Origin of the sequence: Paenibacillus glucanolyticus NBRC 15330, assembly GCF_004000885.1 — a bacterium.
Lineage (GTDB): Bacteria > Bacillota > Bacilli > Paenibacillales > Paenibacillaceae > Paenibacillus_AQ > Paenibacillus_AQ glucanolyticus.
Genome location: NZ_BIMC01000002.1, coordinates 50,052 through 74,586, shown reverse-complemented (window position 1 = coordinate 74,586; position 24,535 = coordinate 50,052). Strand labels below are relative to the sequence as shown.

Annotated in this window: 17 protein-coding genes; 1 reads left to right on the top strand and 16 read right to left on the bottom strand. The window is 50.3% G+C overall.

The window, feature by feature from the left end:
* Window positions 1-21: 21 nt before the first annotated feature.
* Window positions 22-1,479, bottom strand: a complete 1,458-nt coding sequence (locus PGL02S_RS04060) for an aminotransferase-like domain-containing protein (RefSeq protein WP_006211769.1) — start codon at window positions 1,477-1,479, stop codon at window positions 22-24.
* Window positions 1,480-1,676: 197 nt separating this feature from the next.
* Between PGL02S_RS04060 and PGL02S_RS04055 the strand changes: the two genes are divergently transcribed.
* Entirely contained in the window at window positions 1,677-2,963 is a 1,287-nt protein-coding gene (locus tag PGL02S_RS04055) for an acyl-CoA thioesterase/bile acid-CoA:amino acid N-acyltransferase family protein (RefSeq protein ID WP_235187418.1), read from the top strand.
* Window positions 2,964-3,056: 93 nt separating this feature from the next.
* On the opposite strand, the gene PGL02S_RS04050 is transcribed toward PGL02S_RS04055, so the two are convergent.
* From PGL02S_RS04050 to uvrA, 15 genes are all read right to left on the bottom strand, one after another.
* Window positions 3,057-4,721 (bottom strand): DUF4091 domain-containing protein, encoded by a 1,665-nt coding sequence (locus PGL02S_RS04050; RefSeq protein ID WP_036641521.1) that lies wholly within the window; start codon window positions 4,719-4,721, stop codon window positions 3,057-3,059.
* 127 nt (window positions 4,722-4,848) lie between these two features.
* The gene (locus PGL02S_RS04045) at window positions 4,849-6,273 is read right to left on the bottom strand and encodes an alpha-L-fucosidase (protein WP_036641519.1); all 1,425 of its coding nucleotides are present in this window, start codon (window positions 6,271-6,273) and stop codon (window positions 4,849-4,851) included.
* A 22-nt stretch (window positions 6,274-6,295) separates the two neighbouring features.
* Complete coding sequence (locus tag PGL02S_RS04040; RefSeq protein ID WP_036641518.1) at window positions 6,296-7,924, bottom strand: ABC transporter substrate-binding protein; 1,629 nt, start codon at window positions 7,922-7,924, stop codon at window positions 6,296-6,298.
* Between the two features lie 146 nt (window positions 7,925-8,070).
* A complete protein-coding gene (locus PGL02S_RS04035; RefSeq protein WP_036641517.1) occupies window positions 8,071-8,967 on the bottom strand; it encodes a carbohydrate ABC transporter permease in 897 nt (298 codons plus the stop codon).
* Window positions 8,968-8,977: 10 nt separating this feature from the next.
* Window positions 8,978-9,946 carry an ABC transporter permease gene (locus PGL02S_RS04030; protein WP_006211775.1) on the bottom strand — a complete coding sequence of 323 codons (969 nt, stop codon included), beginning with the start codon at window positions 9,944-9,946 and terminating at the stop codon, window positions 8,978-8,980.
* Between the two features lie 244 nt (window positions 9,947-10,190).
* Window positions 10,191-12,449: a helix-turn-helix domain-containing protein gene (locus tag PGL02S_RS04025; protein WP_036641514.1), complete on the bottom strand. Its 2,259-nt coding sequence runs from the start codon at window positions 12,447-12,449 to the stop codon at window positions 10,191-10,193.
* Window positions 12,450-12,678: 229 nt separating this feature from the next.
* A complete protein-coding gene (locus tag PGL02S_RS04020; protein WP_036641513.1) occupies window positions 12,679-13,197 on the bottom strand; it encodes a DUF4188 domain-containing protein in 519 nt (172 codons plus the stop codon).
* Window positions 13,198-13,206: 9 nt separating this feature from the next.
* Window positions 13,207-13,854, bottom strand: a complete 648-nt coding sequence (locus PGL02S_RS04015) for a TetR/AcrR family transcriptional regulator (RefSeq protein ID WP_006211778.1) — start codon at window positions 13,852-13,854, stop codon at window positions 13,207-13,209.
* 1,264 nt (window positions 13,855-15,118) lie between these two features.
* Complete coding sequence (locus PGL02S_RS04010) at window positions 15,119-15,688, bottom strand: helix-turn-helix domain-containing protein (protein ID WP_006211849.1); 570 nt, start codon at window positions 15,686-15,688, stop codon at window positions 15,119-15,121.
* Window positions 15,689-15,721: 33 nt separating this feature from the next.
* Window positions 15,722-16,690, bottom strand: coding sequence for an NAD-dependent epimerase/dehydratase family protein (locus PGL02S_RS04005; RefSeq protein WP_036641500.1), 969 nt, complete (start codon window positions 16,688-16,690; stop codon window positions 15,722-15,724).
* A gap of 18 nt (window positions 16,691-16,708) precedes the next feature.
* Window positions 16,709-17,899: a glycine C-acetyltransferase gene (locus PGL02S_RS04000; RefSeq protein WP_036641498.1), complete on the bottom strand. Its 1,191-nt coding sequence runs from the start codon at window positions 17,897-17,899 to the stop codon at window positions 16,709-16,711.
* A 373-nt stretch (window positions 17,900-18,272) separates the two neighbouring features.
* Window positions 18,273-19,175, bottom strand: a complete 903-nt coding sequence (locus PGL02S_RS03995; RefSeq protein WP_036641496.1) for a LysR family transcriptional regulator — start codon at window positions 19,173-19,175, stop codon at window positions 18,273-18,275.
* 426 nt (window positions 19,176-19,601) lie between these two features.
* A complete protein-coding gene (locus PGL02S_RS03990) occupies window positions 19,602-19,991 on the bottom strand; it encodes a tautomerase family protein (protein ID WP_036641508.1) in 390 nt (129 codons plus the stop codon).
* A gap of 164 nt (window positions 19,992-20,155) precedes the next feature.
* On the bottom strand, window positions 20,156-21,922 hold the full coding sequence (locus PGL02S_RS03985; protein ID WP_036641494.1) for an ABC transporter ATP-binding protein: 1,767 nt from the start codon (window positions 21,920-21,922) through the stop codon (window positions 20,156-20,158).
* A 30-nt stretch (window positions 21,923-21,952) separates the two neighbouring features.
* Window positions 21,953-24,454 carry an excinuclease ABC subunit UvrA gene (gene uvrA / locus PGL02S_RS03980; RefSeq protein ID WP_036641493.1) on the bottom strand — a complete coding sequence of 834 codons (2,502 nt, stop codon included), beginning with the start codon at window positions 24,452-24,454 and terminating at the stop codon, window positions 21,953-21,955.
* Window positions 24,455-24,535: the final 81 nt, after the last annotated feature.

The window sequence follows — 24,535 nt, the reverse complement described above, 5'->3', positions numbered from 1 at the left end:
TCCGATCTCTTTTTTGCCCTGCTAGTTGAGCAGCTTCCTCGCCGTTTCACCGATAATGCGGATCCCCTTCTCGATGTTCTCGTCCGAGACGCGGGAGAAGCCGAGGCGCATCGTGTGATGACCTCCGCCATCGGTATGGAAAATATCACCCGGCGTGAATACGACGCCCTGGGCGGAGCAGGCAGCAAGCAGCTCCCGCGTCCGGAAATCCGGACCAAATTCAACAAACAGATGAAGTCCACCGTCTCCGGACAAGCGCTCCATCGGAATCCATTCCTCGCAGCAGCGGATCGCAAGCTCATATTTTCGCTTATACTCCGCCTTGGCCCGTTTCAAATATTTCTCGAAGTTGCCGTTGTACAGATATTGATAGAGCAGGGATTGATCCAGCGTCGACGTATGGATACTGCGGGCACGCTTCACGCTTTCCAGATAATGGATCAGCGTCTTGTCGGCAAGCACCCAACCGACGCGCAGGCCAGGGAACAAAATTTTCGAGAAACTGCCCAAATAGATCACGCTGTTGTTCTCCCCGCCTGCACATGCAACGAGAGGGGCAATATGCGAGCCCGAATAACGCAGCTCCTCATTGAAACCATCTTCAATAACGGGAATCTGATACTCATTCAGCAATCGCAGAGCTTCAAGCCTCTTCTGGTGAGACATAACAATTCCTGTAGGATTATGATAGGAAGGCACAAGGTACGCCAGATCGTAAGGGCGCTTCGACAGCTCGCGTGCAAGCCCTGTCAGGCTGATGCCGTCCGGCTCCATCTCGACGCCGGTGATGTCGTACCCGTGCATTTTAAAATTTTTTATGGCTGTATGGTGGGTTGGATTCTCACACAGAATGCGTCCATGCCCCTGGTTCAAGGTCGATAAGACCAGGCTCAGCGCTTCTGTAAAACCGCTTGTGATAAGCAGATCCTTGCCCTGGATATTCACGCCCTTGTTCTCCATATAACGGAGAAGATAATCGATGAGCGGTTTATAACCCTTGGCATAACCGTAGTTAAGGAGAACCTCCCCTTCAAGCGACATCCGGTCCAGAAATGCACGCTTTACATTTTGCAGATCAAACAGCTTCTCATCGGGAGCGATGCTTGTAAAAGATATGGCGCCCTTCTCGGCGCGGATGCCATGCTTCATCAGATCATTCTCTTCCGCGAGCCGGGCGTAATCATTCAGACGCGGAGCCCAATCCAGCCGCTTACCTTCTAGCTGTACAGATACCCCACTTACCGACGGGACAACGAAATGTCCCTGCCCTTTGACCGCGTAGATATAACCTTCGTCCTCCAAATCCGAGTAAGCGCTGAGCACCGTATTACGGCTAACCCGAAGTAAAACACTCAGCTCTCGCGTGGAGGGAAGCTTCTGATCCGCTTGCAGCGCACCGGTTGTCATCAAGCGCTTCATGTAATCCTTGACTTGAATATACGCCGGACGGTCATCCGCAAACTTGAAATCCAAATACATCGTATTACCCCCTTGCCTCTATGATGGCATAAATTCAGCTGCACCACTAGAACCACAGCAGACCTCTTTCGCCGAAGGCGTGGTTGGCCTTAATCGCCCATGAATCCCTCAACCACCTCTATGGGTTAAAAAAGGACTTTTACGTTGATAAGCAGAACTATATCATCTTCACTCAAATAAGGAGGCGATTGTTGCTTGTGAACCGATCTAAAATTATAATCAGTGATCCTCATTCCATGGTAGATGCTTCTATAAAGATATCTGCCGCTGGGATGCAGCCGCAAGAAACCGTAACATTCCATCTGATCAAAAAAATAAATGAGGAACGATATTTAGCCTCACAGGCGAGTTTTGTTGCAGACCCTGAAGGTAAAGTAGAGCTGGACCATCAAGCACCCATCCATGGCACATACTGCGGCGTGGATGGAATGGCCTTGTTTTGGTCCATGGAGCCTACCGTAAAGAATGCACTGACGCATGTTCTGGACGAAAAATATAATCAACCCGACACTCGTGATGAACTGTCGCCACAAACCTCGCTAATGCTGTTGGAAACTCATGATGAGATTGTGGCACATCAAGCTGTAACCCGCCATTGGACAAGCAATGATACTGTGAAGCAAACCGTGCGGGAAGCAGGTCTGATTGGGAACTTTTTTTATAACAAGGATTTGAAACCCAGACCCGGCATTATCGTTGTGGGCGGATCCGAGGGAGGAATGAACGAGAAAACTGCTGCCCTTCTGGCCTCGCACGGATTCTCGGTATTCGCGCTTGCCTATTTCGGCGTGGAGAATCTCCAAAAGCAGCTAAGGGATATACCACTTGAATACGTTGAATCGGCCATAAAATGGCTGCAGAAGCGATCTGAAGTTCAGGCAGGAGGATTCGGAATTCACGGTACGTCAAGGGGCAGTGAACTTGCTCTGTGGTCAGCCGCCTTGTTTCCTGAAATCACAGCCGTTGTCTCCTTGAACGGATCAGCCGTATCGTTCAGCGGAATTGTCCCATGGAGTAATGATCCAACGCTTCCACCTGCATGGACTTACCAAGGCCAGCCGCTCCCCTATCTGCAGCCAGATAATCCAGTCCAATTGGCGAATGAATGCAAAGAAATGTGGATTAGCCAAAAGGGAAATCCTTTCCGTAAATGGCACGACGGGTTGTCCGCTAACATCGATTGGCTGGAGAGGGCAACCATCCCTTTAGAAAAAATAAACGGCGAAGTCTTAATGATATCGGGATCAGCCGATGAAAGCTGGGATTCTGCTGCTCTATCGGAGCAAGGATTACGGAGAAAAACACAAAACGATCCAGCAGCGATATCCAAGCATCTAATCTATGATGGGGCAGGCCATTACATCGGCATACCTTACTTGCGTGCGATTTCCCCCGATCCGGGAACCAAGCAGCAACTTGCGGAAGCCAGTGTGGACTCGTGGAAAAAAACAATCGAATTCTTTAAGCAGAGGTTATGTACATAAAACGAATGCCCCACATTCACCGTTAAACGGTGAATGCGGGGCATTTTCAATATATTCACACGGGTTTGGATGGAGCTGCACTTGCCCTCCCGTTTACTTCACAACCATATTCGCCTTGATCTCCTCATTCATCCACTGCCGCTTCGACAGCAGCCATTCCATATCCCTGGGGTAGCACTTAAAGGTGATCGGCTCCTCCAGCCCTTCCTCCAGCGACTGCATGACGGCTTCTCGACCGATCAGCGTCTCGAGCAGCTGAAGCGCTCTCAAATCCTGCAGTGCCTCCTGAAATACCTTCAGCCGAATGGATTCGATAGGCCCTTCTTCGCCAGGGTATACCACAAAAGCATCCCCGGAAGGAAAACCGCCGTCCGCATCCGTCACCTGGAATGGATCAATGGCGCGGCGCGAGTATTGCGAGTTCCAAAAGTTGTATCCCCAGTGCAGGAACCCCTCGATGTTGTACTTATACAGCTGAATGCCGAGAATCCGGTTTCTTGCCGACGGCAGATTGAAGAAGCGGTTCGATACCTCTTTGTACTGGGAACAGCAATAATAGGTCCACAATGGCGTTACTTGTTGGTCCAGAAAAGGCTCGATGTGGTTGCTGCCTGGAATCGGTCGCTTCACCAGTCCTTGCTCATAGAACGAAATATCGGATAAGGCATCAATAATTGGATAATCCGGCAGCAGTTCATTCATCAATCGGCTCGCATGACCATATGCCTCCAGATGGGAGACAGACGGCTCGTCGGATACATGGAAATAGCAGCGCTGTTTCAGTCCCCGGCTTTCGATCCAGCCGGTCAGCGCCGGAATGAATTGTCTGATGAAGGCATGGTACGAAGATCCCATCGCATCCGTATCCCACCCGAACAGCTTCTCGCTCTTGCCGTTCACGTTGCCCATAATCTTCGGCGCATGCCGGGCTCCCCATTGCGTGAAGAGATGCGAGAACTCCAGGTATTGAATCCCATGAGTATCGCATAAGTCCGCCCAGCGGTCGAGTTTATCGAATGCAAACGCATACGTTCCATCTTCGCTAACAGCCACATCAACCAGTTGTACCGTGGGGCGCTCCCCGCCCACTTCCGTATCCAGCGGAGGCGTAAACAAAGGCGTAAGGATCATATTGATCCCATGCCGGGCAGCAGTCCCCATAAATTGTCCCATCAAGACCCAGTGACGCTCACTAAAAATCTCGACACCGTAATAGGCAGCCAGACAATCGGCATGAAACCATTCTGTATGAATCAGCGTTTGGGCAGGTAATGATGCCGGAATGACTTCCAGTGTGAAGACCTCTTCACCAAGCGACTCCCCCGAATCGGCTTCAAAGCGGATTCCTATTTCATATGTACCGCCCTTTACCTCATCCTCAGGCTGCACCGTAATCCATAGACTTCTCCACTGGTTCGGGTATCCTGTCACAACAGATTCTGCGGTCAAGGGCAGCAGCGGGTCCGGATACAGGCCCGACGTGGATCTTAAGACAAATTCGTCATGATCATGGTACGCTGGCAGCTCTGATGGAACCAGACCAACGGAACGGACGATAATGTGCGGGCTTATCTCCGACTGAAGCATGACACGGATGTTTTTCAACAAGCGATTGGAACGGTAAGCGACCTGAAACGAAAACGTCTCATTACAAAATGCGGACCCGTTGTTATACGAACCTTGCAACAGTTCTTCATCGGCAAACACTTTGGACAAGGAGCTCAGAAGCCGGGTCTGGAACGTTACGGATTGGCTCATGCGCGATACATCCTCTCTACTGTGGAGTAAGGTCTGGTCTCACATACATCTTACACTAATCTGGAGGGAGCGGAAGGTGAACGAATCTTTTTTTGGAAAAATATGATTCGGTTTCGTAATCAGCCTATCAATCCCCAGCGCCCCTGTACACTTCAAAGCTGGACAGGCGCGGGCACCATCTCGATTCCATAATGGTCAGCCGAATATACTGAGAACGCACGGCAGAAAATCGACAGATGCGCTTGTGACCAACAACGGTGCCGGATTGAATCGGATGCCAGGTTCCATTTGCGATATATTCAAGCTCAAACCTCTCGATTCGTTGTCCATACCGGTATTCAGCCAGTACAATATGATCGAAATCGATCTCACGTCCGAAGTCCAGCTCAATCACGGCATACTCGGTACCGTCCTCCGGACTCCAATACGTATCTCTGCTGCCATCCAGCATATGACGCGCGTCCCATCCCTGCTTGCTTTCCGATGCCGTTATATGCGCATCCGCTGCGAGATTGGTCCTGAACGTATTGCGAATGGCATCTCCAAGCTCCCGCAGCCGCTGCATGTCATGCTCATGAACCAGTCCCCGGGTATCCGGCGGAATATTGAGCAGAAAAGTCGCGTTGCCGCCAACCGATCCGTAATAGATATGGAGCAGTTCCTTCAGAGATCTAACCTTACCGTCCTCGGAAGCATGGTAGAACCACCCCGGACGGATGGACGTGTTGACTTCAGCCGGATACCACACCAGCTCCTGCTCGCCCTGAATGACATCACGGCTGCCCAGATCCTCTTCATCCGACTCATAACGGCGCGCAAACTCCCGATCGTCGGCTTGCTGCGATTTTTCCTGGATGGCTTCATTCTGGCGCAATGACGAAGGAACTACGCTCCATTCGGATTCTCTGCAGTGTCCCGCCTCATTCCCGCACCAGCGGATATCCGGCCCGCATACCGAGATGGCGGCGTTCGGCTGCAGCTCGCGAATCAGCGAGTAATACGCCTCCCAGTCGTATTCCTGACGCTTGCCGTTCGGTCCTTCACCGCAGGCACCGTCAAACCAGACGCAGAATAGATCGCCATAGCCGGTCAGCAGCTCTCGTAATTGATTCAGGAAGAATTGATTGTATCGCGCTGAATCTCCATATGACGGTTCATGCCGATCCCAAGGGGACAGGTAAATCCCGAATTTGATTCCGCCTCTTCTGCAAGCATCGGCAACCTCCTTCACCACATCGCCGAGCCCGCTTCGCCAAGGGCTGTTCCTCACGGTATGCTCCGTATAGCGGCTTGGCCAGAGACAGAACCCGTCATGATGCTTGCATGTGAGGATCAAGCCGCGCATGCCGGCACTGATACAGGCTTCAACCCACTGGTCAGCATCCAGCTGCTCGGGATTAAACCATGCGGGATCCTCTTTTCCGGTGCCCCATTCCATATCCGTGAACGTATTGATTGTAAAATGAAAGAAAGCATAAAACTCCATCTCCTGTACGGCCAGTTGGCGCTCCGAGGGCTTAATGTTGGCAGCGTATTCAATGAAATTGTGCACGCGATAAACCTCCCATTCCTATCTATCCTTGGTTGTCTAATGCCTTCTGGTGAATTTCCAGATACTTATCCAGCTGCAGTCCTTTAAACCCGCTAACATATGCATCCCAATCCTTCTCAATATCCTTACTGCCGGTCACGAATTGGGCCAGGTTCGATTTCACGTAATCTTGAATAGTCTTCTGAATCTGAGCGATAAAGGTTGCATCGGTGGGGTCGATAAATACGTCCGTCGGGTAGACCGCATCCGGCTTCGCAAATGGCTCGTATTTCTTCGCGGCAAGCCATAGGCGATATTCATAGGCTCCGTTGCCGAGCGGATCCGCCGGTGCCACAAAGGATTCCCGAAGCGAGTTCACCATCAGCATCGTGCCGAGCTGCCACCAGGTCACGTCAAGCGATCCATCGGGCACATCCCGTTTCAGCGCTTCGTATACGGCTGGCTTGCCATTGTAATCGAGAGCCCCGGACTCCGCCTTCCGCCAGCCGTCTCCTTCAAAACCCCACGAGGTCATCACGGTGCCTTCCTCGGAGAACAGGTAATCCGCCAGCTTAATCGCTGCCACCCGCTGCTCCTCTGTCGCTTTGTTTGTAATGACAAACGATCCGTCTCCAGCACCTACGCTGTACCCTGCAAGCTGTACCCCGCCCGGACCTTTCAGCGGAGGCACGACATCGTATTCCTTATGACGCGGCTTCGCTTCCGTCGGTTCCAGCACACTGCTGATCAGTGCGTACCCAACGGTACCGACTACATTGTCCGTTTTGTTCCCGAGCTGCTTCACGGCATCCCCATTTTGCGTAAAGGCTCCCTTGTCGATCAGTCCTTCGCTGTACAGCTTGCGGAGATACTTCATCCCTTCCTTCCATTCGGGCTCAGCCGCGGACAAGATCACCCTGCCATCCTTGACACTTAAATAGGTTGTGCCGTTATTGTAGATGAAGGCATTCATCAAAAAAGCATCTACACCTCCACCCCACACATCAAGGGAGGTTGTCATCGGAATTTCATCCGCTTTGCCATTGCCATTCGGATCCTGCTCCTTGAAGGCTTTCAGCACTTCATAGAACTCATCGGTTGTTGTGGGCATCTCCAGCCCCAACTTATCAAGCCAGGTCGTATTGACCCACATCCGCTGACCATATGTGCAGTGCAGGCACTCATTCACCTTGGGAAGTGCATAAATATTCCCGTCCGGCGCAGTTATGGCCGGTTTTAAATAGGAAACTTCCTCCAGCGCTTTTTTGATGTTGGGTGCGTGCTGGTCAATTAAGTCATTTAACGGAATGAAAGCCCCCTGCATGCCATATTTGATCTGATCCGCCTTGGATATGCCGGCATTCATGATGAGGGCCGGATAATCCCCGCTTGCCAGCATCAACAGTTTCTTATCGTTGAATACCGCGTCGGGCGTTGTATTCCATTTAAATGTAATGCCCAGCTTATCTTCAATATGCTTAGAGAACGGATTGACATCCAGACTTTCAATCCCCGCTGTCTGAGGAGCAAACACCGATAATTCAACAGGTGCGCCTGACCCCGGGGAACTTGCCGAACCTTCAGTTCCTGTTTCACTCGCCTTACCGCAAGCTGATAGTACCAGTACAACGGCCAGAATCAGACTTAAACATAATCCAGTGAACCTTCTCAAATCAATTCCTCCTTAATATGGAATACCCGCCCATTGATCTTGTATGAAACCGCTTTAGCAACGACCCCCAGTTTGTCTGAACATCAGAAATACCCTATTCTGCAATGTCGGCCTCACCCCCTCCATAACATCCGGTTAACTAAGGTTCATCCTTTCAAGGAGCCGATCATGACACCCTTGACAAAATACTTCTGCACAAACGGATAGATGATCAACACCGGCGCGCTTGCAACCACAATCAGCGAATATTTCAGCAAGTCCTTCAGTCCCTCACGAGCCAGAAGCTCATTCACATTGGTCACCATCTCCGAGCTGACGGAATTCAGAATCAAAATGTCCCTCAGGAATATCTGAAGCGGAAACAGGCTGCTGTCCTTGAGATAAATCAAGGCGTTGAAATAAGAATTCCAATGACCGACCGCATACATAAGTGCGAGCACAGCCAGGATCGGCTTGGAAAGCGGCAGGACGATTTTAATAAAAAAGGTAATGTCGCTGCTCCCATCCATCTCCGCAGCCTCGGCCAGTTCCTCTGGAATGGTGGTCTGAAAAAAGGTTCTGGCAATGATGACCTGAAATACGGCGAGCGCGCCCGGTATAATCATGGCCCAGCGCGTATCGAGCATGCCCAGCGACTTCACGAGCAAATAGTTAGGAATCAATCCCCCGTCGAAAAACATCGTGAACACCAGCAGCATCATCACCATATTTCGAATGTAAAACGTCTTTCGGGCCAGCGGATAAGCAAGCATCACCGTGAGCGCAACATTAACCACTGTGCCGACGACAGCATAGAACAAGGAGTTGCCAAACCCGATCAGAATGTTGGAATTCTGAAATACAGCTTTATACCCCATCAGCGTAATATCCACGGGCCACAGCCACACTTTGCCAGAGGACACTGCCGAAGGAGAGCTGAAGGATGCGCTTACAATATGCAGCAGCGGAAACAGAATAACGATCAGAATGATGGCTAAGAACAGATATACGATGCCAAGAAATATCCGGTCTGCAGCGGACTCCCGTACTGTGGTTCTGCTCATGCGATTCCTCCTACCATAGACTTGTGGATGAGACTCTTCGGGATACGTAATTGACAATAACCAGCAAAATAAAATTGATCAACGAGTTGAACAAGCCGATTGCGGCCGAGAAACTGAAGTTTGCTCCAAGCAATCCGACCTTGTACACATAAGTGGAGATGACCTCGGACGTATTCTGATTGAGCGGATTTTGCATGAGATAAATTTTCTCAAAGCCGAGGCTCATCAGGTTGCCAAGATTCAGAATCAACAGGATGACGATGACGGGAACCAAGCTGGGAATATCGATATGGATGATTTTTTGGAGGCGGGTTGCACCATCCACCCTTGCTGCCTCATACAAATCGGGGTTAACTCCAGCCAAGGCCGCAATATAGATGATGGCGCCATATCCGGTGAACTGCCATACATCAGACCAGACATAAATCGATTTGAACAGCCCTGGAATGCCTAGGAAATCCACAGTCTCAAGCCCCAACGCCCGGTATAGATTGCTCATCAGCCCGGTATTTGGCGAGAGATTCACAATCAGAATGGAGACGATCACAACTGTTGATATGAAGTATGGGGCATACGTAACCATCTGGACGGTTTTCTTGAATCGGCCGTTCCTGATCTCATTCAGCGCCAGCGCCAACAGAATGGGGGCAGGGAAACCGACTAGGAGACCGTACAGGGAGATTTCCAGCGTGTTGCGGACATACTGCCAGAAGAACGGTGCCTCAAACAGCTGACTGAAATAATCGAAACCGATCCAGGGGCTGCCGAATATGCCTTGCACCACGTTGTATTCCTTAAACGCAATCAAGACGCCGAACATCGGAACGTATTTGAAGAGGATGATATAGAGCAGCGGGAAGAATATCAGCAGGTAAAACTGCCAGTGCCTCATCAGCTTCTTCTTCGTTCGGTTTACGGGCTTGTTCGGTGGTGCAGATGCACCTGCAGGTAATGTCATGACTTTGCTCATACGAGCCATCAGGTCACCCTCCTTCACTTCGTGATGACCTCAAGTTTAGAGGGAACGCCTCGCCCCGTTCAATAAACAAGATTCTCCGGATCAACGTATTTCCGCTAAAAGAGACGCAGCACAATCCATACATGTAACGTCGAGCGATAAACCTTTTTCTCCACTAAACCAATCTCGCGTTATAGCAAAAAAGCCCGGCAGGACCGCAAAATCCGCAGGACTTTCTAAATGGCAAGGTCATGTATTAGAAGGGTTAGATCGAACGGTCGGCACCCGTAGTCCGAGTGTCTGAAGCCGCTTGCTCCCGGTAGTCACCCGGCGACATTCCCGTCATTTTTTTGAACATCCGCCCAAACGAGATGGCATTCGAATATCCGACTTCGGTGGCTATATCCTGCACGGGAAGCAATGTCTCTTGAAGCAGTTTCCGGGCATGATTCATCCGCAGCTCGATTAAATAATCCACAAATTTCTGTCCAGTCTCCTCGCGAAACAGCTTGCTCAGCGTCTTCCAGTTTATATCGAAGCGTTCGCTCAAATAATGGAGTGATAGGTCCGGGTTGCTCGAGTTCTGCTCCATAAACAAGCGTATTTTCAAAATCGCATCCGCATGATTGCGCCCTTGCATCAGGGCTGACATCCTCTTGAACAGGCTGGATAAAGCTTCCCCATAGCTATGCTCCAGCTGCTCCAGCGTCTCGGAAGATTGAAGAGCCCTCCTTAAGGCCGGCTGTCCCTCCTGTATCCACAAATCCTGAAACTCTTTGGCCATGCACGACATTTCCCGACCCAGCGAATACATCATGTAATCGGCCAAACTCACCACGCCGTCCCGGTCCAGCATATTCTGTTCAATGTTATGGATGAGGGTATCGTATTTCGCCTGCCAGTCCCCGTTAACAAGCCGGAAAGATTGAGCCATGGACCGGATCAGGTTCAGAAAATCAAAGGCATGGCCCCGCTCCTCGCCGGTTACTTGTGTATAATGAATGATTCGGTTCTCGCCGAGGATCATTTTGTACTTCAATGCGGTAAGTGCCTGCTCGTAGGACTCCGTGATGTCCGTGTACCGCTCTGCTATCTCCCCAATGCCAATTGTAATGGTCAGTTTAAGATACTCTTCCGTCCACAGGCGGGCATGCTCAAACAGCGCAACCATCTGCTGTTCAGCGTTCTGCTCCCGTGCTTCCGTTATGACGCCCAGCTTGGAGGCAGATATCCATTCTGTCCATATGACCGCTCCCTGTCCTGCAGCAATTTCCTGGACTGCGCTTTTCAGGGCAAACTTCATCAAATATTGGTCCTGCTGCAGGTATTGATCGCAGAACAGTGTGTATTTGTCGATCTCGATCACTTGAACCGTTAGCGGTTTGGACAAGTCAGGCAATCCCATGACATCGTGCTGCACGTTCCATTGCTCCAGGCTGGACGGGTACTGCCCTTCCATCAACTGCTGAAACAAATACGCTTTTCGCAGATGCAAATCCTCCCGATGCTGCTGTTGGAAGCTGTTCGACTGCTCCAGAATGCTCTCCAGCGCAGATTCGATAAAAGCAAATTCATCCTGTTTACTGCCATGGAGCAAGGAGCTTGTCTTGGACTGCGAATATTTCTGAATCCGGGACACGATGGCCTCAATGGGTTTATAATTTCTACGGGTCACCCATATAATCCAGACGATACCGGCTGCGCACATGAGTAGGCCGACCATAAACCATACATTGTATAGTTGGCTGACGAAATCCGCCATCTTGCCCCGGGTTAATCCTCCCTCATAAACCCAATTGGTATACGGAGACACCGCACGGGAGACCATTTCCCCATCCTCCGAGGCGGAGGTGCTTGCATTCATGGCATGACCTGCCGCATCCAACACATGAATAAAACTCACCTCGGGATTAACCATGCTGCGTATCATTTGATGTATGGCATCTGCCTTGATATTAATCGTTATGATGCCTTTGCCATGCGTAACGAAGGGCGCTTCACGTACAAGGGTCAGCACCTTCGATGCGTTATGAAAGCTGAATTCATGAAAATCCCTGACGCCACTCCACTTGGCTTCGCTGTTGGCCTGACTTAAATAGGGCCTGAGAAAGCTATAATCAGCATAATCCTGTAATTTGAAGGTGGATGAAGTGCTTAAGACAAACTCGTCCTGTGCCCGAACAAGCACCATAGAATCCACGAGCGGGTTGGAGACCTTGAACTGCTTCATCGCCTTCAGCGCCTGCATGTTTAAATAAACATTATCCTGATCTTCATGATTGAAAAACTCGGACATATCCGGGTTGAATAACAGTTCCTGCACCAGCATCTGGTCAATCGCTTTCAGCGAATTATCCACCGAGCGCATCGCCTGCTGAATCATCATCTCATTGGCCTGAATCGCGCCTTGCCGCGACTGTTCGCCGAGCATTTGGAAAAATACAAAAAACACAAAGGAAATCACGATAAAGAAGACCGGCATATACGATAAAAGCTGTCGGTAAAACCACGCTTTTCTTCCCATAGGCATCCCCCTGAGTGATAGAATTCCTAATCCGATTCATCGATTGGAAGTAATTTCATCATAGAAGAACGCCCGGGGTTTACCAACACTTTTTTGGACAAGTCATGAAAAACACATCTAAAGCATCACTACTTGCATAGCATGGACTGGATCTTAATCCTATGGTATTTATCCTTACCCTTAGCTGTGTGGTAATTCAGAGGATCCGCCCACCGCCGATATTCGGAGACTACGGATTGGGAGGATTGGGAGGAGTGGGCACAGCGGGTTCTCCCTCGCGGCCCAGCCGCCGGCTTGCCGTTTCCCTGCGTCCCGTTGCTGGAACATGGGCTCCGGCTTTCGCCAGACCGAACCTCGGCATATTGTTATATACACATTCGTATTGACCTTGATCGATGAGGTAGGATTCGTGAAAAATACCAACGTCCCCACCCGTTCCAACCTTGCGGTTGAAGTCCCTCCAGGCGGTCAGATGTTTGGCTCCATGACGGGCATAATGCTCCAGGTGTTCGAAACTTCTCCAATATTGAATGAGGGTAACTCCCCGCCACGACAAATGAAAAGTGCCATCCAAAAATCCAAGCTCCTCTTTGTTCCGGTACAGCTCCTGAATCATGGGGGACATGGCGTTCACCACAGGCAGCCATTTATGCACCGACCACCATTTATTAATCCGCATCCCGATCACAAATACAACGAAGGGTCCATCTATGTGTGCGGTATAACGCCCTGGGATTACCTTGCTCATACGTGTGTATCACTCCTCTTTTTTCGTTTCCAGCAGGCCCAGATGGGTCTCGTAAAAACGTTCTATGTCTGTTGAATTGTACAGCTGTGCCGTTAGAAATGCGCCGTAAAAAACCGTGAAACCTATCTGCACGGCCTGCTCCAAGGTCAAGGCTTTATTGAGGTTACCGGCCTGGGCTTCTTCCTTCATGAATTGCTGGAACAATTCGTACATATTGGGCGATAAGCTACCGGCTTCCTCTTGGCCGGGAAAGAGCAGCGTCACCTCCGCCGGGCTAAGCTCAGGCATGCTGGGCTGCATGTTCTGCTCGGCCAGAAAGGAGATCAGGCTCGGCATCATCCCCGGCCTCACCTGATGTTCCTTCGCCACCTGGGACAACAGATGGCGAAATGCCTGAAATCCCTTTTTACCTTCCGTCTCAATCTCAATGATCCGCTCGGTCAGCCATATCCGCATGAAATAAACCAGGATATCCTCTTTGCGCTGGTAGAACTTGAAAAAGGTAACCTTTGATAGCTCTGCCCTCCGGCAGATGTCCTCCAGCATGACTTGGCTGAACATCCGCCCCTGCATCAGGGACAATCCCGCTTCATACAGCGTGATTTTGTTTTTGGCTTTTTTTAATTCTCTTAATGGGATATCTGAATGTGTTGTCAATGCTCGCACCACCTTTTAGATTAACCTATGTAAATAAATTAACATAAGTTAATTTATTTTGTCAAAGTAAAGTGAGAGGGGCTATTTGCTTAATGTGCCAGCAGACGTGTCGATGTTCATACCACCGGGGCTTAACGGACCTCAGGTACGTTATTCACCCGATTTATGCTCATCACACTTTCTAACGGACTCCACAGCCGCTATTCAGCTTGAAAGCGACCAAAAAGTCGTCTGTTATAGAGAATAACGGCTCTCATGTCCGATAGATTCGCCGAAACCCCTTTTTTCAGGAAATAGGGTATCCTCAGTCCGCTAAACTGCTGGAGTCATCCGATTACCTGCTGCCCCCGCGCACTGCTCGGACACTCGATTACCTTATCCGATCCAGCACACTGCTTGAACGCTCGTCTATCTTCTAACCCAGCACGCTGCTTCGTCACTCGATTACCTTCTGATCCCAGCACGCTGCTTGGACCACTCGCTTACCTTCTGAACCCGCACGCTGCTTGGACCACTCGCTTGGTGAAGGCGGGAAACACGTTGAATGGGAATGCTTAAGAACAAACAAAAAGGCAAGTTCAGGACATATTCCTGTACTTACCTCAGTACATTTTTGGTATGGCACAAACAGGTGCCTTTATAATTCTCGAAAATTCTCAAGATTCGGCGGTTCCAGCCACTGTTGGCAACCGTTGCTGCCACGGTAGTCACCTTGACGACGGTGGATGAACATACCTCCGAGGCTTAACGGACCTCAGGTACGTTATTCACCCGATTTATGCCCATCCGACTATCTAACGGACTCCACAGCCGCTATTCAGCTTGAAAGCGACCAAAAAGTCGTCTGTTATAGAGAATAACGGCTCTCATGTCCATTGGATTCGCCAAAACCCCTTTTTTCAGGAAATAGGGTATCCTGGGTCCGTTAAACTGCTGGAGTCATCCGATTACCTGCTACCCCCGCGCACTGCTCGGACACTCGATTGCCTTATAACCCAGCACGCTACTTCAACACTCGTCTATCTTCTGATCCCAGCACGCTACTTCAACACTCAATTACCTTCTGACCCCGCGCACTGCTCGGACAATTGCCTACCTTCTGACCCATCCCGCTACCCGGACACTCGTCCACTATCCTGACCCAGCAACATGCTTGGACACTCGCCTACCAGTTGAGCCACCAAAAGGTTGAACAGCACCCTGCGGGTCCGCTTGGTCATTCACCGCCCCCGAAGGAACGGCTACCCCAAGCAGCACGTGGTGATCACCCCCGGGCTGCGGCATCCGCGTAGAAAATAATGGTGTAGAACTTCGTTGTCTCTTTGCCTGGATTGACGTAACGATGCGGCCGGTTGGCAGAGAAGTGAACGGAACTTCCGGCAGGAACGGTATAGCTCTCGTCTTCGCGCCAGAGTTCCAACTCTCCCTGGTGGACAAAAATATACTCCTCCACGCCTTCATTATGTGCTTCAGATCCATGGTCGCAGCCCGGATCCATCATAACCATATACGACTCGAATTTAGTGCGCAGGTTGTAAGAGAACAGCGGGTACACCCGGTACGCGCCCTCTGCCTCGTGAAAAGGCTCCAGGTCATCCGGAGATACCACGGTCACCTCGGTTTCCGTCTCTTCAATGAGTGTGGTGAATGAAATGCCAAGACCGCTAACGATACGCCACAGCACGGAGATCGTTGGGTTGGAATCACCGCGCTCGATCTGTCCCAGCATGGCTTTGCTTACGCCGGTCAACTCGGCTACGTTATCGAGGCTGAGGCCTCGGGATTTACGAATGGCTTGCAGATTTCTCCCTACCTTTTTATGAATGGGTTCCAAGTGTAACAATATCCTCCTTCTGATGCTAAGCCGTTAACTGATCTTGCTCTGATCAGCCTGCGACTTCTCCATAAGCTTTGACACCATATCATCGGTCATATGGTTCAAATCATATTGTACATCAAAACCCCATTCTTCGCGTGCTGCAGTTGCATCGATTGAATCCGGCCACTCGTTTGCAATCGCTTGGCGGACAGGATCCACCTCATAGCCAAGGCTAAAATTCGGTATATGACGGCGGATGCTGGCCGCAATACCTTCAGGATCGACACTCATCGCCGTTACGTTGAAGGCATTGCGGTGCTTTAATTTTGCCGGATCGGCCTCCATTAATGCAATGACAGCCCGAATCGCATCCGGCATATACATCATATCAAGGTACGTCCCTTGATTAATGTAGGAGATATAGCTGCCTTTATGGATGGCGGCACCAAACATCTCAACCGCATAATCCGTGGTACCTCCTCCCGGAGGCGCGGAGTGGGAGATCAGTCCCGGAAAACGCAACCCCCGGGTGTCCACTCCATATTTGTGATAATAGTAGTCACACAGTAGTTCACCTGACACCTTGCTGACTCCATACATCGTGTGCGGACGCTGCAGGGTGTCTTGCGGTGTTGCGCTTTTTGGGGTATCTGCCCCGAATGCCGCGATAGAGCTAGGCGTAAAGAATTGGCAGGATAATGCGCGAGCCGTCTCCAGGGCACTTAACAGTCCGCCCATGTTCAAGTTCCAGGCAAGCGCCGGATTGGATTCGGCTTTAGCCGACAACAGGGCTGCGAGATGAATGATCGTATCGGCCCGATGCGCTTGAGCCGCCTCGTGAAATGCATGATGATCGGTCACATCCAGTATTCGGAACGGTCCTGACTGTACCGTTTCATGCTGGATCTGTCGTATGTCTGTTGCAAGAACCGCCTCTTCGCCGTAAATCTGCCGCAATGTTGCTACCAGGTCTGAACCAATCTGACCGAGTGCACCCGTTACCATAATTCGTTTCATTGTTCGTGCCCCCTTAAGTTAGATCAGACCCAGTTCGCGTCCGATGGTTTCATATGCCGAAAGTGCACGGTCCAGCATCTCCCGTGTATGGATAGCGGTCGGCATGTTGCGAACTCTTCCCGTGCCCTTTGGCACCGTCGGGAATACAATCGCTTTGGCATACACGCCTTCTTCGTACAATCTAGTGCTGAATTTCTGTGTCGTTGCTTCATCTCCAATGATGCACGGTGTAATCGGGGTTTCCGTCCGTCCGACAGAGTAGCCAAGATTCTTGAGTCCTTCTTGCAGATACCGGGTATTCTCCCAAAGCTTCATTTGAAGCTCTTTGCTGTTCTGCAGGATGTCGATGGCCGTAATGCAGGCCGCTATGCTGCCTGGGGGCAGCGCTGTTGAAAACAAGAACGGCCGACTGCGGACCTTGAGCCAATCCACCAAATCACGGGATCCTGCAACATACCCTCCGACAACACCAACTGCCTTGGACAAGGTTCCAATCTGAAAATCCACTCTATCCGACAACCCAAAATGCTTCACTGTACCTGCACCGCCGCCAAGAACGCCCGAGCCGTGCGCATCATCCACATAAGTGATCAGATCATAGCTTTCGGCGATTTCCACGATTTCAGGAAGCTTTGCAATGTCGCCATCCATCGAGAATACACCATCCGTAATAACCATAATTTTGCTGTATAACCCGGACTCTCTCGCTTCTTTTGCTTTTGAACGCAAATCGTCCATATCCGAGTGGTTAAAACGAATCACCTTCGCCTTGGTCAAGCGACAGCCGTCAATGATGGAGGCATGGTTCAATTCATCCGACAGGATAGCATCTCCTGCTCCCATCACCGCTGAGATCGCCGCCATATTACAATTGAAACCGGATTGATACGTAAGCACCGCTTCCGTTCCTTTGAATTGAGCAAGCTTCTCTTCAAGTTCAATATGAAGCGCAAGCGTTCCGTTGATGGAGCGAACTGCCCCGCTTCCGGTTCCGAAATCGGTTGTTGCCTGAATTGCAGCTTCCTTCAGTCGCTCATCATTTGCTAGACCAAGATAGTTATTGGAAGATAAATTCACAAATTCACGGCCCTGAATAGTAATAATCGGACCATTCGGACTTTCAAGAGGCTGGATGGTATTATAAAGTCCTTGCTGCTTGAGTTCTGTTAGATTATCCTGTAAGAAAGCGCTTAACGAGTTGCTGGCCATATAAATTCCTCCCGTGGATCCGAAGTTCTAAAACGTACATAACATTTACCATTCCATTGTATGCAAAAAGTCACACGCATGCAATATCCCGCACATAAATATGCTATATTAGATTTTTCGGTAAAAAAAATCCCTTCAGCATTCATAGGAAAACATCTGCCTATGATTAACTTGAAGGGGCAATAAATCATTACGATTTTCAGATCTGGTCTGCTATTTCTTTAATTAAAACTCAGTTTTTTCTGCCTCTATGGTTTCTCTACCTCACCTGAAAATAATCTCTCTGTTAAGATAGGTATACCATATGGATGCTGCTCTATAGTAAATCCAATAAACTATAGCCAGTTATAGTAAGAAGCTATATCGTACAAAATCAAGTTGTTATCGCTTGATGGAGCGCCTCCACATAAGCTGTTGCCAGCTTGGACAGCGATGCATTTTTATGGCTGATCCAGCCCACCTTGATCGTCTCATCACAATCGAGCGGAACCGGAATAATCTCATTCCCGTTCAGGTCTGCACTTAGCACCCCGGTGGAGATGGTATAACCGTTCAGCCCGATCAGCAGATTGAACAGCGTCGCGCGGTCATTGACCCGGATGCTCTTTTTGTGCGACAGTGTGCTGAGGATCTCCTCGGAGAAATGAAACGAATTATACTCCCCCTGCTCGAAGGACAAATACGGATAATTCTGCAGCTCATCAATCGTGACGATGGACTGCTTGGCGAGCGGATTGTTGATGCTGATAAAAATATGCGGCTTCGCGGTAAACAAGCTGGTGAACTGCAAGCCCGCGTCCTTCAGCAGCTTATTGATTACCTTCGCGTTGAATTCATTGAGATAGAGAATGCCGATTTCACTGCGCAGCGTTTTGACGTCCTGAATGATTTCGTAGGTCTTCGTCTCCCGCAGAGCCAATTCGTATTCATCCTGACCGTATTCCTGAACGAGGTTTACAAAGGCGTTCACCGCGAATGCATAGTGCTGGGTCGATACGGAAAAATGCTGCGGGGACGGCTTGGCGTTCAGGTAACGCCCTTCCAGAAGCTCCGCCTGTTCTACTACTTGCCGTGCATAACCCAGAAACTCGGCTCCCTCTTTGGACAGTGAGATGCCTTTATTGGTTCGCTCGAAGATCGTGATGCGCAGTTCCTCTTCCAGATCCTTTATCGCATTGGACAGGCTGGGCTGGGAAATAAATAATCGTTTGGCCGCCTCATTCATGGAACCACGGTTGGCTACCTCGATGGCGTATTTTAATTGTTGTAAGGTCAATGTGATCCCCCTCATCAAAACTTCACGCTTCTCTATGAAGCTGGTCGTTCATGTTTCTATATCTCTATTATACAGTCTACAGCATGAAGGAATCTGATTCATTACCTGAATCGCTCACCTTATACAAGCCCATTAGGAACAAGCCAAGATCAGATTACTCAAATTTCAAGCTGCTCCGGTCTCCCTTTTAAAATGGAACTGTACACAAAAAAAAGGACAGCCGTATTGACTGACCTTTAAGTGTCTTCCGTGTCTTCCAAGTTTTCTATGCCTTACGTATCTTACGTGTCTTATCGTGTCTTACTTGTCTTATTTGTCTTACCTATCTTCCATTTATTCCGTTTAATCCATGTATTCCATGCTATTCCGTGTCTTAAAAAACACTCACACGTCTTTCATTCTTGCGTATCAGAAATAGCTGCACTCTTAAATATTCACCTGATACCCTAATGTCAGTTCATCGCCGGGAAGGCCACGGATTCCCCAATTGTGCTGCGGCGTTTCGAATATCGTAATCTCCACATCCTGGGGAGAGATGTGCAGCTGGTGTTGAATTCGTTCGAACAACAGTCGAATCAACTGTTTCTTGGCTTCCACGGTCCTGCCTTCAAATATGCTAATCTCGATCACGGTGTAACGATCCGTCCTCCCCTCAGGAAAGTAGAAATCCTCCCGGTTCATGGGGAAAAAGCGATGGAATTTTTTATCAACGGGAAGTCCAAACGCTTCAACCACACACGAATGGATCACTTCCGATAATTCTTCCTTCACAGGGTTCAGGCGCTCCCTGACGCCATAAATCTTAATCTGTGCCACGCTCATCTCATCTCCTCTGTTCTCATCTAAGCTCAAGCTATGTTACCTATTATTTCTATTCGTTCGGGCTGTCCGAAAGCCCTTCTTATATCGGTGAATATGTTGAATACGGTATACTGATCATTCTCCCCAATCCGGTTGTTCCCCGATTTCTATTACTACCTCTATTCACCGGTCTGGAACTGCTTCTTCGCCCATTCCACATAGGATGGGTGGCTCTCGATTAATTCCTCGTGCGTACCGCTCCCCGTAATATGACCCTTCTCAAGGACGATAATCTGATCGGCCTCAACAACGGTAGATAACCGGTGGGCGATGACCACGGTCGTGCGCTCCACCATCAGATTATTCAAGGCCTTCTGCACTTCATGCTCGGAATCACTGTCCAGACTTGCCGTTGCCTCGTCCAGAAGCAAAATATCCGGCTTCCGCAAGAGCGCCCTGGCAATTGCAATCCGTTGACGCTGGCCTCCCGACAACTGGATGCCTCTCTCGCCAACCTCCGTGTCATACCCTCTTGGCAAAGCTTCGATAAATCCCTCGGCATAAGCCAGTCTTGCCGCCTCAGCTATTTCTTCCTCGGAGACTGGCTCCTCCCTTCCATAAACGATATTGTCCCGAATCGTTCCGGTCATCAGCGGGCTGTCCTGGGAGACATACCCGAGTTTTCGCCGCCAGGAGTCCAGCGTATAATCGCGAATCTCGTCCGAACCAAACCAAATCTCCCCGCCGGAAGGCGTATAAAAACGTTCAATCAGGGAAAAAACCGTCGTTTTTCCGCTGCCGCTCGGCCCAACCAGGGCGGTTACCTTCTTGGCAGGTATCGCGAACGATACGTCGGACAGGATCGTCTCCCCTTCATGATAGGCAAACCCAACCTTTTTAAATTCAATGTTCCGATGCCCTTGCGGTGCAAGACGTATGGCTCGATCATCGGTTTCCGGCTTGAATTCGAGAATAAGCCGCAATCTCTCAGTAGCTGCCATTACCTTCTGCAGCTGGGAATAGAACGTAGCGAATTGGCTGAACGGAAACATGATCTGGAACAGCAGCAGGATAAACGACACCAGTTCACCTGCGCTGAGCGCACCGGAAGAGACGCGAACGCCGCCGTACCCGATAATAACGACCAGCAGCACGACCATGACCATGGACATCAACGGGATCAGGACCGAGTTGATTTTGGCTTCCTTCATACCGAAGCGATACAGGCTGTCCATGTCGTCGTAGCCGCTTTTCTCCTCCTTCCGCTCGGCATTGGATGCCTTCACCAGTCGGATCTCGCCGATCACCTGGGTCAGCATGGCCGACAACTGGGCAAGCTGTCCATACATGCTGATGGAGATTTTGTACATTTTACCGCCGATGGGCATTAAGATTCCGAACCCTACCGGGACTGCGATGAGGATAATGAGGGTCATCCGCCAATCCAGATAAAACAGGATCGCAACGGCACCGATCACGGTCAACAGATTCGAACAAAAAGCGATCAGATGATCCGTGATCAGCGTCTTCACTTCATTCGTATCGTTGGCCACCCGGCTCATCGTATCCGCCGAGCGATGCTTGTCAAAGAACGGAACCGGTAACGCCAGCACTTTGCTCCAGAGCCGTTTGCGAATCTTGTTCACCGTCTGGTTTCCGACAAAGGCAAGCATATAATACGAGAGTCCGCTTGCTACGGCTTCCAGCAGGAACAGAATCGCCAGAAATCCGACCGTGCGGACATTAAACGAATCCGCTGCAAAATTATCGATCAATTGGCCGGTGATGAGCGGGACGACCAGTCCGGTCACCGCCCCGACCATACTTAGCAGAATGGCAAGAAAGAGCACCAGCTTCGGAATACCCGCGGAACGCAGCAGTTGGATAAAATAGCGAATCGTGGTCTTCGTTACCTTGCCTTTCTCTTCTTCTACGGTTTGCTCCATATCGAATCCCTCCTATCTCTTTCGCTATGATCACATATAGATTTCTTGGATGAAACGGCCGGTAAACGATGCTTCCACTGCCGCCACTTCCTCAGGCGTTCCCGCTGCAACCACCGATCCGCCGGAGGCTCCCCCGCCAGGACCAATATCAAGAATCCAGTCGGAGTTCCAGATCAGGTCCAGATTGTGTTCAACCAGAATGACGGTGTTTCCCGCATCCACCAAGCGGTTCAACAGAAGCAGCAATTGCAACACATCTCCTGGGTGCAAGCCGGTTGAAGGTTCATCCAGCAAATATAGCGTGTGGTTCCTCGTCTTCTTGCTCAGTTCCTTCGCCAGCTTAATCCGCTGACCCTCGCCGCCGGACAACGTTCGAACCGATTGACCCCACTTCAAATAACCAAGTCCGACATCGCAGAGCAGCTTGGTCAACTCCATGATTTTCGGCCGCTCCTCCAGCAGCGTCAGGCTCTCTTCAATTGTCATATCCAGAATATCGGAGATCGTATAACCGTTGTAAGTCACGCGCAGAACCTCTTCCTTGAAGCGCCTCCCTCTGCAATCCGGGCAGCGCACTTCCAGCTCCGGCAGAAAATGCATATGCACCGAGACCACGCCAAGACCTTGGCAGGTCTCACATCGGCCGCCTGGTGTATTGAATGAAAAATGCTTCGCTGTCAGCTGGCTTTGTTTGGCTTCCGGCATAGCGGCATACCAGTTTCTAATATGGGTATACACATCCGTGTAAGTGGCAATGTTGGAGCGCTGCATGCGGGATACCGGAGATTGGTCAACTGTAATGAGTTGTCCCACGGAATCCCAGCCCGTAATCGCTTTGCAGCCGGTTGGAGTTGATTGATCGCTTCCGGATTCCGCCAGAAGGTCAAACAAGAGCGTGGATTTGCCTGATCCCGACACGCCTGTCACCGATATGAGACAGCCGAGCGGGAACGATGCGGTTATGTTCTTCAAATTCCTTAAATGCGCCTCCTCGATCGTAAGCAGGCTGCCGTTGCCTGTCCTGCGCCGGCTCGGTGCCGCAAGCATTCCATTCTCTCGGAAATACGATCCGGTAACGGAGTCGGAGCTGTGGATTAATTCCTCCAGTGTTCCCTGACCCACCACCGTACCGCCCATCGTTCCCGCACCCGGTCCGATGTCGATGATATGATCTGCGGCACGCATGACTTCTTCGTCATGTTCGATCACAAGCACCGTATTGCCCAGATCCCTCAGTTGTTTCAGAACCTGAATGAGTCCACGAGTATCTTTGGGATGAAGCCCGGTTGTCGGTTCGTCCAAAATATACAGGACCCCCGTAAGCCCCGATCCCAGAATCGATGCCAGTCTAAGCCTCTGGGCTTCTCCGCCCGACATCGTCACTACTTGTCTATCCATGGACATATAGCCAAGGCCGACATCCATAATGCGTTTCAGTCTCACTACGGAATCATAGATGAGTGGTTCCACGATCATTAACTGATCCAAGGATAGCTTTCCAAGTAATGCTTCCATCCAAGCGAGTGCATCCCCAATCGACCAGGCATTGACCTCATGGATAGCCGCCCCGGCAACAAGGACCCGGCGGCTGCCTTCTTTCAGTTTCGTTCCATGACAATCCGGACATTGCTGCTCCTGAAACAGAACCGCCTCACCGGATTCGCTCCCCTTCTCCCGGTACCTTCTCCATATTCCGGTTACAACACCTTCGTATTTGCCTTGCCCTACGGACTTCGGCGGCTTCACTTCCGGAAAATGCCGAATGAACTGCTCACTCTCAACGCCGTAATACAGAAGATCACGCTGAACTTCGTTATAGTCCCGCAGCGGCAAATGATCATCGAACGTGAAGCCATAATGTTGCGCGGCTGCTTTCATCGTACTCGTGTGATACTCAACTAAAGCGTTGAACCATGGCTTGACCGCACCGTCTCTTATACTCAGTTCCTGATTGAACACGGCATCCATATTCAGGCTGACCGTTTGGCCGAGTCCGCTGCAGGTTTCGCAGGCGCCTTCCGGCTTGTTAAAGGAAAAATGCGACATCGTTAACTTATCAAGACTGTGACCGCATCGCCTACAATGAACCGTCTCGTGGGAGTCGCTGATCTCTTCCGCGTCCGACGGACCGCGATACGTTTCCCCCTCCACATTCGGCGTGACCGTGTCCCCGCAGGAAGGACAGGTACGCTCACCAAGCTTGGCAAATAAAATCCGCAGCAGCGTGTAGATATCCGTCACCGTTCCGATGGTCGACCTCGGGTTCCGGTTCGTAATGTGCTGACCCACGCTGATCGACGGGGAGAGACCTTCAATCGAATCCACCTTCGGCTTGCTGACCGAGTCCGACACCATGCCCATGGATTCCATGTACTGCCGCTGGCATTCACGCTGAAGAGTGTCCATTGCGAGTGTGGACTTACCCGATCCTGAGGGGCCCGTCATGACAACCAGTTTGTACTTCGGGATTTCAAGCGAGACATTCTTCAGATTGTTCTCCCGCGCACCGCGAATCTTAATCGTTCCATTCATAATTCCAACCTCCTTCGATTTACAAACCCATCTTACAACATTGATGCAAGTCTAAAATTCCACAATTAAAAAGGTTGATCC